We start from the raw sequence: 13,124 nt of genomic DNA, 5'->3' as shown, positions 1-13,124 counted from the left end.
AACCCGCTCGACTTGCATGTATTAGGCACGCCGCCAGCGTTCGTCCTGAGCCAGGATCAAACTCTCCATAAAAGTGGCCCCGAAGGACCGTTATGTTAGAGCTGATTGCTCAATTGTTCAAACGTTTGGCTTCATTGTTTTGCTGCTCGTTGTTCAGTTTTCAAGGAGCTCGTTTGTTTCTTCGTCGTTCTCTTCTTCAAGAGGCGACTTTTTTAATATACCACATTGTCACCCATGAATGCAAGCTTTTTTTATTCTCACATTTTGTTGATTTTTGTGGCTTCCGCTCGTTCCGGTGATACCGTGGAAGCGAGCGAACATTAATGTAACATACTCCAGGCAGAAAAACAAGCCCTGCAATTAAAAAACATTTTGCCGTTACCGGAAGGAGGCTTGTTATTGAATTGGATCTCTCTATATAAGAAAACCCTGTTCCAACACCGCAGCTCGATAGGGTTAAACTGAGGGGCAGCTTCACCAACAAAAAGGGCGCCCGAGGGCGCCCATTATCCTAACAGCTTATTCACCTGTACGGTCACGCATCAGCGGGAACAGCAGCACATCCCGGATAGACGGGCTGTCGGTCAACAGCATCACCAAACGGTCAATGCCGATACCCAAACCGCCTGTCGGCGGCATGCCATATTCCAGCGCGCGGATGAAGTCCTCATCCATTTCATGCGCCTCATCGTTGCCAGCCTCGCGCTCCACAAGCTGAGCTTCAAAACGCTGCCGCTGGTCGATGGGATCATTCAATTCCGTGAAGGCATTGGCATGCTCACGGGCCACAACAAACAGCTCGAACCGGTCGGTAAACCGCGGATCGGCATCATTTTTCTTAGCCAGAGGCGAAATCGCCACCGGATGTCCGGTTACGAAGGTAGGCTGAATCAGGGTCTCCTCACAGAAGGTTTCAAAGAACTGGTTCACAATATGGCCGAAGGTCATATGGGGCTCAACAGGAACCTTATGCTCCTTGGCAATGGCATGTGCTTCTTCATCTGTCATGTGGACGTTGAAATCAACACCAACCACTTCCTTGATCAGATCCACCATGGAAATCCGCTTCCATTGCGGCGTCAGGTCTACCTCTACGCCCTGATAGTTGATTTTGGTGCTGCCCAGCACTTCTTGGGCAATATGGGCAATCATATTTTCAACCAAAGACATGATATCCTTGTAATCCGCATACGCCTCATACAATTCGATCATGGTGAATTCCGGATTGTGACGTGTAGAAACGCCCTCATTCCGGTATACCCTGCCGATTTCATAGACCTTCTCCAGGCCGCCGACAATCAGCCGCTTGAGATGCAGCTCAATGGCAATCCGCATATACAGCTGCATGTCCAGCGCATTGTGATGGGTAATGAAGGGACGGGCAGCCGCACCGCCGGCAATGGCGTGCAGCGTTGGCGTTTCCACCTCCAGATAACCTCTGGAGTCCAAATAGGAGCGCATGGCAGTAATGATCCTGGAACGGGCAACAAAGGTGCGCTTCACGTCTTCGCTCATGATCAGGTCCACGTAACGCTGGCGGTAGCGCATTTCCACATCCTTCAAACCGTGGAACTTGTCCGGCAGGGGGTAAAGGGACTTGGACAGAACCGTGATCGCGCTGGCCTTCACCGAGGTTTCTCCGGTTTTGGTCTTGAAGACATGGCCCTTCACTCCGATAATATCGCCGATGTCCAGGATATCGAAGGCACTGTATTCCGCTTCACTGACCGAATCCTTGCGGACGTAGATCTGGATGCGTCCGGTAAGATCGGTAATATGGGCGAAGGAAGCCTTGCCCATACTGCGTTTTTGCATGAGACGGCCGGCAATCACAACCTCGACGTTTTTCTCGTCCAGTTCTTCGGTGGGCAGCTCGGAATACGCGGCCAGAATATCGGCGGCGTTATGGGTGCGCTCAAATTTCGCACCGAAGGGATCGATGCCCAGATTGCGCAGCTCGTCCAGCTTGTTGCGGCGGATGACCAACAGTTCATGCTCGTTTAATTCCAGTTCCTGACTCATTAACTTTCATTCACTCCCTTATGGATTCCAATCGTTCCCCAATTGCGCCAAAATGAGGGTTTCCCCTCTTTACGCTTCATAAGGCCGGTCCCTGTGACGGAATCGGCCTTGAATGAGGTAAGCCATGTTTATTTTTTGATATCGATAATCTCGTATTGGATGGTGCCCGCGGGAACGCTCACTTCCACCAGTGATCCCTTCTGCTTGCCCAGGATCGCCTTGCCTACCGGGCTTTCGTTGGAGATCTTGTTCTGGAAGGGGTCGGATTCAGCGGTGCCCACGATGGTGTATTCTACGGTATCGCCGAACTCCATATCCTTCAGCGTGACGATAGAACCGATGCTGACGGCATTCAAGTCCACATCATCGTTATTAATGATGCGGGCATTGCGGAGCATCTTCTCGAGAGTGATGATGCGTCCTTCCACAAAGGCTTGCTCGTTCTTGGCATCGTCATACTCGGAGTTCTCGCTGATGTCGCCGTAGCCGATGGCCACCTTGATCCGTTCCGCAACCTCGCGGCGCTTGACGGACTTCAGATGCTCCAGCTCCTCCTCCAGTTTCTTCAGACCTTCCGGAGTAAGGATAATTTCTTTCTCGCTCATTCCATCTGTTCTCCCGTCGTGTGAATATTATTCATACCTGCGGAACGTGTTCCCTGTACGTATGAACTCACTGGAGCCGCCTCGCCGTTTCGTAGCCAAACGGTTCAATATTATAACTATATTGTAAAGTCGCATGAAAATGACAAGGGGACAAGGATGTCCAACCACGAAGAAAAGCGGCTTGATGCGCCTTGATTATTGAATGATTATATTGCAACGCTTTCCAAATGTCAATGACAGGAAAAGAACGGTAATCCTAGTGGACGGCGACGTCTTCCCCGTCCTCCGCAGCCACCGGATGTTCACCCAGCCTGGACACAAAATCTTCCAATATGGTTACCATCGGATCCCGCTCCGTCAATTCCATAATGACATCCTTCACCCGCGCCGCACCGGGAAGGCCCTTCAGATACCAGGCCAAATGCTTGCGCATCTCCTTCACGGCCACATGCTCGCCCTTCAGCGCCACAAGCCGGTCCATATGCAGGATGGCAATGCGGATTTTCTCCTCGGGCAGCGGCTCCGGAGGAAGCACACCCTCCGTCAGATACGCCACCGTACGGTAAAGCATCCACGGATTGCCCAAGGCGCCTCTGCCGATCATTACACCATCCGCACCGGTATGTTCCAAGAGCCGCTTGGCATCCTCAGGTGTGAAGACATCCCCGTTGCCGATAACAGGAATAGATACGGCTTTCTTCACCTCGCGGATGATATCCCAATCCGCCTGCCCCGTGTACATCTGCACCCGGGTCCGGCCGTGCACGGACACTGCTTGCCCTCCAGCATTTTGCACCGCTTGGGCATTACGAACCGCATAGATATGATCCTCATCCCAGCCGCTGCGCATCTTGACCGTAACGGGCTTGTCCACAACCTCCACCACAGCCGATACCATCTCTTCAATCTTGGACGGGTCCAAGAGCCATCTGGCGCCGGCGTCGCACTTGGTTACCTTGGGAACCGGACAACCCATATTGATATCGATGATATCCGCATCGGTATTCTGGTCCACAAACCGCGCCGCTTCCACCAGCGTCTCCTTGTCGCCGCCAAAAATCTGCAGGCTGAGAGGCTTCTCCCGCTCATCCACATACAGCATCTCCATGGTACGTTTATTGCCGTGGAGAATCGCCTTGTCGCTGACCATCTCGGCGCAGATCAGACCGCAGCCGAATTCCTTGGCAATCAGCCGGAAAGCCGGATTGCATACACCGGCCATGGGAGCCAGCACTACATTATTCTTTGCCGCCACATTGCCGATTTTGAGCATTATGCGTCTCCTTTCATCGCGGAACCGGGAGGGAGCAGCTCGTCGATATCCACCTGCAGAGCTTCCGATATCCGGGCGAGCATACGCTCGTCCACCCGTCGGGTTCCCCGTTCGATGGTGCCTACGATGGCCAACGACACTCCCAGCCGATCCGCCAGATCCGATTGGGTTAACCCTTTTAATTTGCGAAATGCGCGTATCCGGTATGCTAAAGCTTGTCTTTCCATCGTTTGACGCCCTCCTTTCCTTCCAGCGTGTCCAGTGTTTCGCGAATCAGCTCCGCCTGGAGGCGTGGTTCGGGCAACAGCACATCCTGCAGCGGGACCAGGACAAAAGCCCGTTCCAGCATCCGGGGATGAGGCAAGGTTAATGCAGGGGAGTCCATTCGGCAGTCCCCATACAAGAGCATATCCAGATCAATCGTCCGGGGGCCCCAGCGGATTTCGCGCTTGCGCTCCAGTTGCTGCTCCACCTCCATCATGAAGGCCAGCAGCTGCTCCGGCGGAAGCCGCGTCTCTATACGCAGCGCCATATTCAAAAAAACCGGCTGGTCCACATAGCCAACCGGTTCGGTTTCGTATATGGCGGAGCTTGCCGCAAGCCTGACCTCCGGATGTCTGTTCAACAAATCAACAGCCCCGGCCAGCCAGGCTTCCCGGTTCCCCAAATTGGAGCCCAGTCCAATGTATGCCGTTGTCCACTCTTGTTGCGCCTGATTCATGCAGCGTCTATGCCCGCTTTCTATGAATGTGTACCGTGACCCCGTCAAAATGGGTTTCAAACGGAGGATGGGGCTTGGTTACCCGCACGGCAATTTCATAAATACTAGTATAAGTTTGCAGGAGAACAGATGCAACTCGTTCGGCCAGAGCCTCAATCAGCTTGAAGGGGGGCCCTTCGGCAATCTCTTTCACCACACCGTAAACCTCCGCATAGTTCACCGTAAGCGAAAGGTCGTCCAGCCGGCCTGCCTCCTGCAGATCCAAGACCATTTCCACATCGATGTAGAACCGCTGCCCCAGCTTATTCTCCTCCGGAAATACACCGTGGTAGCCGAAAAACTCCATGCCGTTCAACACCATCTTGTCCAAACCTTGCCGCCTCCCGACTAAAATATCAAGTTTAATCCGTATTCCGCAAGTCCGCATGGAGGATGGCATCGGTCATCCGGGCTACCCGGGACATGCCCAGCACATCATGGACTCTCATTATATTCATACCCTGTGCAATTCCCCATGCAACAGTCGCCGCCGTTCCCGAATACGCTTCATCGGTTCCCACATCCAGCACATTGCGGATCACCCGCTTGCGGGAGGTGCCCAGCAGCACCGGATACCCCAGTGCGGCAATTTCCCCAAGATGGCGGAGAATATATAGGTTTTCAGCCTGGTTTTTAGCGAAGCCGATACCCGGATCGAGAATGATCCGGGCAGGGTCTACTCCTGCCTCCCGGGCAATGGCCACGGACTCCAGCAGATCATGCTTCACATCCGCCAGAAAATCCGCATAAACCGGCTCCTCCCGGTTGTGCATCAGCACCACCGGGCAACCGTAAGCCGCGGCCACTTCAGCCATCCTCCGGTCGCGACGGAAGCCCCAGATATCATTGATGATAGACGCCCCTGCCTCCAGAGCGAGCTTAGCCGCCTCCGGCTTGTAGGTGTCCACGGAGATAGGGGTGTCCAGCTCCCGGGAGACCGCCTCAATAACCGGAATAATCCGCTCAAGCTCCTCCTCCAAGGAAACCGCCGCCGACCCGGGACGGGTGGATTCCCCGCCGATATCCAGAATATCCGCCCCGTCCTCCACCAGCCTGCGGGCCTGGGCCACCGCTCTCTCCACCGTATTATACCGGCCCCCGTCCGAGAAGGAATCCGGCGTCACATTCAATATGCCCATAATAAGGGTCCGCTCCCCCAAAGGGAGCATTCTGCCGCGGCAGTCCAGGAAACGCGCGCTCATTGCCCGCTCCCTCCCGCTTCCGCTGCACGGTGGTACCGGGCTGCCAACTCGAGAGTCCGCTTACCTGCTGTACCTCCGCTAATGATCAGTCCGTTGCCCTCTGGATCATAGAGGCTGGTAACCGGCATCAATTCCTGAATGGAGTTGGTCAAAAAGATTTCATCCGCCTCCAGCAGCATTTCCCAGGTATAAAAACCCTCCTCCACTTCCAGCCCGGCCTCTGCTGCATGACGGAGCACCCAATCCCGGGTGATGCCCTCCAGAATGCAGGTTTCGGCGGCGGGAGTATAGAGCGTATCCCCCTGAATGAAGAACAGGTTGCTGACGGTGCCTTCGGAGATAAAGCCGCAGTCATCCAGGAACACCCCTTCCGCCCCTTGGGCCCAAGGATAACGGGCAAGCTCTCTTTTGCCAAAAATGGAGTTCATATAATGAAAGGACTTCAGCCTGCGCTCGCCCTCCGGCGTATTCCTGCGGGTTTCCAGCAGCTGAAGCGGCCGTCCGGCTGCCCATAGAGCAGCATCCTTTTCGAGCGGCAGCGGCTTCACATACAGGATCTCGGCGGGGCGGCTATAGGTGTCCCCGGGCAGGCCCAAGGGCTCCTCTCCCGCCGACACACTCAAGCGGAAGTAAGCATCCGCCAGATTGTTGGCTTGAAGCAGCTCCGTCACCAGCTCGGCAAGCCGGACCGGGTCTGGCTCATACGGAATGCCCAGCTCCAGGGCTCCAGCGGTAAGCCGCTCCAGATGCTCCGGCAGCAGAAAGGGGCGCCCCCCGTAGGTGCGGAAGGTTTCGAACACACCCATTCCATACAGAAAACCGTGATCATACACGGAGATCACGGCCTTATCCGAGGCGCACAAGGCGCCGTTCATAGCGATTATCATTTACTTGGCTCCTTGCGATGCGGGAAGTCCCAGGAAGTTGGCCAGCATCTTATGTCCATTCTGGGTGATGATGGATTCGGGATGGAACTGCACACCTTCAATGGCATATTCCTTATGCCGCAGGCCCATAATCTCCCCTTCGTCCGTCCATGCGGTAATCTCCAGGCAATCGGGAAGGGTTTCCCGTTTCACGATGAGCGAATGATAGCGGGTAGCCGTAAACGGATTAGGCAAATCACGGAACAGCCCCTTGCCGTCGTGGTGGATTTGGGAGGTTTTTCCGTGCATCAGCCGCTCCGCACGGATTACGTCGCCGCCGAAGGCTTGACCGATGGATTGGTGCCCCAGACAAACGCCGAGAATAGGGAGCTCTCCTTTGAAACGTTCGATCAGAGCCAGACTGACTCCCGCTTCATTGGGGGTACACGGTCCCGGCGAAATCAGAATATGGTCCGGGTTCAAAGCGGCAATACCCTCCAGATCAATTTCATCATTGCGGCGCACCTCGACCTTTTCACCCAGCTCCCCCAGGTATTGCACCAAGTTGTAGGTAAAGGAATCGTAATTATCAATCACCAGAATCATTCTATATCCGCCCCCTTCTTCGTATGGTCTTCCTCCCACAAGCGGTGCCGCTCGCTGTACTCCACTGCCTTCCACAAGGCCTTGGCCTTGGAGAGGGATTCCTTGTACTCCCGCTCCGGCACCGAGTCGATCACTATTCCTGCTCCGGCCTGCACATATGCCTGACCCTCCAGAGCCAGCAGCGTGCGGATAACTATATTAAATTCCATGTTGCCGTTGTAGTCAATCCACCCGATGGACCCGGTATAGGGGCCCCGCCGCACCGGCTCCAGCTCCTCGATGATCTCCATGGTGCGTACCTTGGGCGCTCCCGTGATGGTACCGCCCGGGAAGGCTGCGGCGATGACGTCGTAGGCATCCTTGCCCTCCGCCAGCTCCCCTGTCACCTCGGAGACGATGTGCATGACGTGGGAATAATACTCGATCCCCATCAGCTCCGTCACCTTCACTGTGCCATACCGGGAAATCCGCCCCAGATCATTGCGCTCCAGGTCCACCAGCATAATATGCTCCGCCCGCTCCTTTTCATTGGCCAGGAGCTCATCCCGCATCCGCCGGTCCTCTTCGTCGGAGGCACCCCGGCGGCGGGTGCCGGCGATGGGCCGGGTGCGGACGGTGTTTCCCTCCAGCTGCACCAGAAGCTCGGGAGAGGCGGATACCAGCTCGAAGCCGGGCAGGCGCAGATAGCCCATATACGGCGAGGGGTTGAAAACCCGCAGCCATTCGTAGATATGGGCGGGATGAGAGGATAGCGGACGGCTCTGTCGGACAGCCAGATTCACCTGGAACACATCACCTGCAGCAATGTAGTCCCTGATTTTCTCCACCGCCTCCATGAAGGCATCCTTGCTGAAATCGCGCCGGAGCCCTTCCATCCTGTCCAGATCAATGGACAGATCCTGTCCGCCCACAATATCCCTCATTTGTGTAGCCCGTTGGCGGGACTGCTCTTCTTCCGGGGAACGCAGCAGCCGGTCCCACTCCGCCTTCAGAGCAGCCGCCCGCTCTGCAGCAGCCCGGTAAAGACGCTCCGTTTCCGCTTCATCTGACGTCTGCAGAAGGGGAACATGAACGCAGCAATAGAGCTTCTGCTCCTGCAAATCCGCCACCCACAGCTCCTCGAAACGGAGCATGACATAATCGGGTATACCCAGATCATCCCGGGCCAGCTCCGGCAGCTTCTCCAGATGGCGAACCACATCATAGCTCAGGTAGCCTACGGCTCCACCGCATATTTTGGGCATGTCCGGTACGGTTGGGGCCTTATACGGGCTCATCCATTCCCGGATCAGCGGGAGCGGGCTGCCCGTCCGCTGCTCTTGGTTCCTTCCGGTGCCCGACCAGTCCGTCACCACGGCGGCTGTTCCTTTGCCCTCGATCATGGATACGGGGGAGAAGCCGGCAATGGTGTAGCGCCCTCCCTTGCCACTCTCCAGCACAAAGGCGGGTTTGGCGGAGCTTCCCCATAGCCCGTCCCATTGGGCAGGCAGCCCGTCCAAGGGGTGGGTCTCTATATACGGCAGCATGGTATACGCCGGTGCCCAGCGTTGCCAATCCTGCAGCGCAGTTGCAGTCAACAGGTTGTCCTCCTTCACGTGTCGCAAGCTTTCTCCCATTTTAACAAATGGCCATTGGTCACACAATTCTTAAAGTCTGGTTCCCCCATCCGATTTCAATACGGGATGGTTTATTCTATAATGAAGTTTAAATTCGTTTTATGAAAGTCAATACATAGAAGCAGGGAGTGTTACAAGTGAGACGGATTCGGTTTAAAATTCTTTTACCGTTTGTCTTAAGCAGCGTGATTCTCACCGGATTGTTCGGTTGGTACAATATCGCCATGCTGCAGAAAAACACCGAACGGGAGCTGACGCGGTATGAGGCGGACCTGTTCCAGCAGTACGATGTCATGATCAAAAACCAGGTGGACACCGCTTATTATCTGCTGGAGTCCTACCACCGCCAGGCCGCCAACAACATCATTACCCAGGACGATGCCCAAAATTCAGCCCGCAAGGCCGTCAAAAGCCTGCGGTACGGGGATAGCGGCTACTTCTGGATCGACAACACTGACGGCACGCTTATCGCCCACCCCATGTCGCCGGACCAGGAGGGCACCAACCGGCTGGAGCTGAAGGATGCGGAGGGCACAACCCTGATTCAGGGCATCATTAGCGCTGCTACCACCGGCAAGGATCAAGGCTACACCCAATATTTGTGGGAGAAGCCGTTGACCGAAGGAGGCACCAAGGTTACCTTGAAGCGGGCATATTCCCGTTATTTTGAACCATACAAGTGGGTCATCAGCACAGGCAACTATGTGGATGACCTGCAGGGTATGGTGGAGACGAAACGGGTTCAGTTGAACCACGATCTGAAATCCAGCATAATGGCGACGGTTCTCTTCATTGCCGGCATCTGTGCCATCATGGCCGTGATCGGGTACTGGATCAGCTCGCGCATCGCCAAGCCGCTGCTGGAAATTGCCCGTGCTTTCCGTAAGGATGAGCAAAACCGATACACTATCCGGGAGATTCCGGTGACCACCCGGGACGAAACCGGGCAGGTGGCCGGCGCCTTGAATGAATGGACCGGACAGGTGCGCAGCTTCGTGCAGGAGGCCAGCACGGCCACAGACCGGATTGCCGTCCATATCGGCGAGATGGATGCACTCACGGACGAGGTGAAGGACATCGCCCAGGATACCGACGCCCAAACCCGGGAAATGACCGCAGCCATGGAATTCGTCGCCCAGGCTGCCGACCAGATCGCTGTAGCGATGACGCAGGTGGAGCAAGCCATCGGCTCCATTGCCTCGCGGACGGAGGATGCGGCATCGTTGACCAACGAAGTCAGTGACCGGGCGCGGATGCTGCAGGAGCATTCCGCCACCTCCATAGAACGGACCAGGGAAATGTATGAAGCCACCCAGAACGATATGGACAAGGCCATCCTCCATTTGGAGAATGTGAAGGAAATCGGCTCCTTGTCCCAAGAAATCTCCGGCATTGCCAGCCAGATTAACCTGCTGTCTCTGAATGCGGCTATCGAGAGTGCACGGGCCGGTGAGGCAGGCCGCGGCTTTGCAGTAGTGGCTTCTGAAATCCGCAAGCTTGCAGAGCATACGGAATCCACCGTCAAGCGGATTGAGGGGCTGGCCGGAACCATCACCAACTCTGTGGAAACCCTGGTGCAGTCCTCTCTGGGGATCACCTTCTTTATTGAGCGGGATGTTCTGGAGAGCTATGAATCGCTTATGGAGCACAGCGGCAAGTATCTGGAGGATGCCGGCCATATCCAGAATGTGATGATGGAGCTTTCGGCCACCTCCCAGGAAATCAGCGCCTCCTCCGTGGAAGTCACCCGGCAGACCACTGATGTGGCGGAGCGGATTGCCGAAAGTGCCCATTCTCTGGAGGGCATCAGCACCCAATCCGGCGTCATTCTGCAGGACCTCAGCCGGATGAAGGAAAGCTCCCAGGCTAATTTGGACAATATGCTGCGGCTGAAGACATTTGTAGATACCTTCAAGGCATAAAGAATGGGGCTCCGTCCGCGGACGTCCCTTCCTATAGCAGAAAAAAGCTTGCCTGGGCAGATCTTGCCCGGACAAGCTTTTTTTGAATCCTTTTCACTGCATCTCGTCACTCCTGAGGGGAGTGTTCAATTAGTCTTCGAAGCTGTACAGCGGCGTGCTCAGGTAGCGCTCGCCATTGGAAGGCAGAACCGCAATGACACGTTTGCCCTTGCCCAGTTGTTTAGCAACCTGCAATGCGGCGAAGATGGCAGCACCGGAGGAAATACCGCCCAGGATACCCTCTTCCTTGGCTACGCGGCGGGAGGTTTCGAAGGCATCGTCGTTATCTACAGGAATGATTTGATCATAAATTTCGGTATTCAGGATATCCGGCACAAAACCTGCGCCGATGCCTTGAATCTTGTGGGGGCCTGGTTTGCCGCCGGACAGCACCGGGGACGCGCTGGGCTCTACGGCAATAATCTTGATACCCGGGAAGTTCTGTTGCAGCACTTGACCTGTACCTGTAATGGTGCCGCCTGTGCCGATGCCTGCCACGAAGGCATCCAGCTTGCCGTCGAAGCTCTTGATGGCTTCCACGATTTCTGGACCGGTGGTTTCCAGGTGGACCTTAACATTGGCCGGATTCTTAAATTGTTGGGGAATAAAATAGGACGGATTCTCTGCAGCCAGCTCCTCGGCTTTACGGATGGCGCCCTTCATGCCTTCGGCTCCGGGAGTCAGCACCAATTGGGCGCCATAAGCGCGCAGCAGGTTGCGGCGTTCCAGGGACATGGTCTCCGGCATAACCAGAATGGCCTTGTAGCCCTTGGCTGCGGCCACCATGGCCAAGCCGATGCCGGTATTGCCCGAAGTCGGTTCCACAATAGTATCACCAGGCTTCAGCTTGCCTTCCTTCTCGGCAACCTCCACCATGCTGATGGCAATCCGATCCTTTACGCTGGAGCCGGGGTTTTGGTATTCCAGCTTCACATAGATTTCCGCGCTGTCTTCGGGAACAACCCTGTTTAGACGTACAAGCGGTGTATCGCCGATCAAATCCGTGATATTCTGAACCAACTTCGCCATGTCCAAATCCCTCCTGAAATTGTATGGATATTCCGAGTAATCTACTAGGTATTATCTGTCTACATATTATCAAGCCAGGCTCAAATTGTCAACTGGATTTCTTGAGAAAACACCAAACTGAAAAAATCTATGTATTTTCACTCTCAATGATATCCCAAAACAGGCTGGAAACCAAAAAAGGACTCTCCCCGGCTCAAAGAGCCAGTTCGGAGTCCTCAATTTCGGCTTTGTATTTCACCCGCAGGGTCTGGGTGATGTCTGCAAGCGGCGGAGCCTTTTGGAGAGCCAATATCCGGTGCACGTTGGCATTGATCTCCTCCGGGGTTCCCTTGCTGACGTCTTTTTTGTCCTTCAGCCTGATGACTGTATAACCCTCTGCGGTTTTGATGGGGCCGGAGATATCTCCTACCTTCATCTTCCGCGCTGCCTTCAGCAGCTCCTGGGGAATAAACGGGTCATTGTCCTCCAGCCAGCCCAGATCCCCTCCGTCCGACGAGGTGGAGGTGTCCAGCGAACGCTCTTTGGCCAGGAGCCCAAAATCCTTGCCGGAGCGCGCCAGCTCCAGCGTCCGTTTGGCCTGGTCCTCCGTCTGGCTGACGATTTTCTGGATGCGCAGTTGGGAGGAGACAGCAAACTCTTCCGGGTGCTCCTTAATGTACTGATTAATCTCTTGATTGCTTACGGTAACCGCCGCCGTTGCGATTTTCTCCAAGATCAGCTTATAGTATACATCCTCACGGATGTCCTCCTTGGACATACCCAGCTGGCTTTTCATGGAGTCGTAAAAGTGCTCCTCGCTATCATAGCCTTGGCTCATCCGGGTTAGCTCCGCGTCCAGCTCTTCCCGGCTGATCTTGATTTTCTGCTCCTCCGCCTCCAGCCGAAGAACCTCCCGGTCCAACAGTTGGTTGAGCAGCTCCAACCCATACTTCTGAAGCAGCTGCTGCTCCAGGATGCTCAGCTTGAACTCTTTGCTGCCGACTTTGGCCACCACCCGGTCTCCCGCGGCCGGGTCACCCGGAACTCCTTCGTCGCTGCCGGCCGCTCCATCCTTCACCAGCAAAATGCCAAGTACCAGCACCGTTGCCCCGAGACAGCCGACGAGCCCCCATAACAGCTTGATGTTTCTCATCCCATTACTCCTCTTTACATCCCACGGTGGCCCTTCAAAGTCCCGGATGTCT

The 13,124-nt window shown here is 55.3% G+C and carries 13 protein-coding genes and 1 rRNA gene; 1 reads left to right on the top strand and 13 read right to left on the bottom strand.

Annotated elements, in window-relative coordinates; all coding sequences use genetic code 11:
* The 11 genes from ACI1P1_RS28115 to ACI1P1_RS28065 all read right to left on the bottom strand — a co-directional run.
* Nucleotides 1-72: ribosomal RNA gene (locus tag ACI1P1_RS28115) — 16S ribosomal RNA — on the bottom strand; the annotation flags it as partial.
* Nucleotides 73-519: 447 nt separating this feature from the next.
* On the bottom strand, nucleotides 520-2,022 hold the full coding sequence (gene lysS / locus ACI1P1_RS28110; protein WP_416219882.1) for a lysine--tRNA ligase: 1,503 nt from the start codon (nucleotides 2,020-2,022) through the stop codon (nucleotides 520-522).
* Nucleotides 2,023-2,150: 128 nt separating this feature from the next.
* Nucleotides 2,151-2,627: a transcription elongation factor GreA gene (gene greA, locus ACI1P1_RS28105; RefSeq protein WP_416219881.1), complete on the bottom strand. Its 477-nt coding sequence runs from the start codon at nucleotides 2,625-2,627 to the stop codon at nucleotides 2,151-2,153.
* A 256-nt stretch (nucleotides 2,628-2,883) separates the two neighbouring features.
* Nucleotides 2,884-3,900 carry a tRNA dihydrouridine synthase DusB gene (gene dusB, locus ACI1P1_RS28100; protein ID WP_416219880.1) on the bottom strand — a complete coding sequence of 339 codons (1,017 nt, stop codon included), beginning with the start codon at nucleotides 3,898-3,900 and terminating at the stop codon, nucleotides 2,884-2,886.
* Nucleotides 3,900-4,127: a helix-turn-helix domain-containing protein gene (locus tag ACI1P1_RS28095; RefSeq protein ID WP_416219879.1), complete on the bottom strand. Its 228-nt coding sequence runs from the start codon at nucleotides 4,125-4,127 to the stop codon at nucleotides 3,900-3,902. The genes dusB and ACI1P1_RS28095 overlap by 1 nt, the downstream gene beginning before the upstream one ends.
* Nucleotides 4,109-4,621: a 2-amino-4-hydroxy-6-hydroxymethyldihydropteridine diphosphokinase gene (gene folK, locus ACI1P1_RS28090; protein ID WP_416219878.1), complete on the bottom strand. Its 513-nt coding sequence runs from the start codon at nucleotides 4,619-4,621 to the stop codon at nucleotides 4,109-4,111. Before folK ends, ACI1P1_RS28095 begins: the two co-directional genes overlap by 19 nt.
* A gap of 7 nt (nucleotides 4,622-4,628) precedes the next feature.
* Nucleotides 4,629-4,991: a dihydroneopterin aldolase gene (gene folB / locus ACI1P1_RS28085; RefSeq protein ID WP_416219877.1), complete on the bottom strand. Its 363-nt coding sequence runs from the start codon at nucleotides 4,989-4,991 to the stop codon at nucleotides 4,629-4,631.
* A gap of 31 nt (nucleotides 4,992-5,022) precedes the next feature.
* Nucleotides 5,023-5,862: a dihydropteroate synthase gene (gene folP, locus ACI1P1_RS28080; protein ID WP_416219876.1), complete on the bottom strand. Its 840-nt coding sequence runs from the start codon at nucleotides 5,860-5,862 to the stop codon at nucleotides 5,023-5,025.
* The gene (locus tag ACI1P1_RS28075; protein ID WP_416219875.1) at nucleotides 5,859-6,749 is read right to left on the bottom strand and encodes an aminotransferase class IV; all 891 of its coding nucleotides are present in this window, start codon (nucleotides 6,747-6,749) and stop codon (nucleotides 5,859-5,861) included. The genes folP and ACI1P1_RS28075 overlap by 4 nt, the downstream gene beginning before the upstream one ends.
* A complete protein-coding gene (gene pabA / locus ACI1P1_RS28070; RefSeq protein WP_416219874.1) occupies nucleotides 6,750-7,334 on the bottom strand; it encodes an aminodeoxychorismate/anthranilate synthase component II in 585 nt (194 codons plus the stop codon). It abuts the gene before it with no gap.
* Entirely contained in the window at nucleotides 7,331-8,911 is a 1,581-nt protein-coding gene (locus ACI1P1_RS28065) for an anthranilate synthase component I family protein (RefSeq protein ID WP_416219873.1), read from the bottom strand. The genes pabA and ACI1P1_RS28065 overlap by 4 nt, the downstream gene beginning before the upstream one ends.
* 176 nt (nucleotides 8,912-9,087) lie before the next feature.
* Here ACI1P1_RS28065 and ACI1P1_RS28060 point away from each other — a divergent pair, with 176 nt between their 5' ends.
* Nucleotides 9,088-10,872 carry a methyl-accepting chemotaxis protein gene (locus ACI1P1_RS28060; protein ID WP_416219872.1) on the top strand — a complete coding sequence of 595 codons (1,785 nt, stop codon included), beginning with the start codon at nucleotides 9,088-9,090 and terminating at the stop codon, nucleotides 10,870-10,872.
* A gap of 129 nt (nucleotides 10,873-11,001) precedes the next feature.
* Here the strand turns inward: ACI1P1_RS28060 and cysK are convergent, their stop codons facing one another.
* Both cysK and ACI1P1_RS28050 read right to left on the bottom strand, forming a co-directional pair.
* Nucleotides 11,002-11,940, bottom strand: a complete 939-nt coding sequence (gene cysK, locus ACI1P1_RS28055; protein WP_416219871.1) for a cysteine synthase A — start codon at nucleotides 11,938-11,940, stop codon at nucleotides 11,002-11,004.
* Nucleotides 11,941-12,133: 193 nt separating this feature from the next.
* On the bottom strand, nucleotides 12,134-13,072 hold the full coding sequence (locus ACI1P1_RS28050) for a peptidylprolyl isomerase (protein ID WP_416219870.1): 939 nt from the start codon (nucleotides 13,070-13,072) through the stop codon (nucleotides 12,134-12,136).
* Nucleotides 13,073-13,124 lie beyond the last annotated feature (52 nt).

It is taken from the genome of Paenibacillus mesotrionivorans, assembly GCF_046098205.1.
GTDB classification, from domain to species: domain Bacteria; phylum Bacillota; class Bacilli; order Paenibacillales; family NBRC-103111; genus Paenibacillus_AR; species Paenibacillus_AR mesotrionivorans.
Note: the sequence above shows the minus strand (reverse complement) of the source record. Positions and strands in the feature narration are given on the sequence as shown.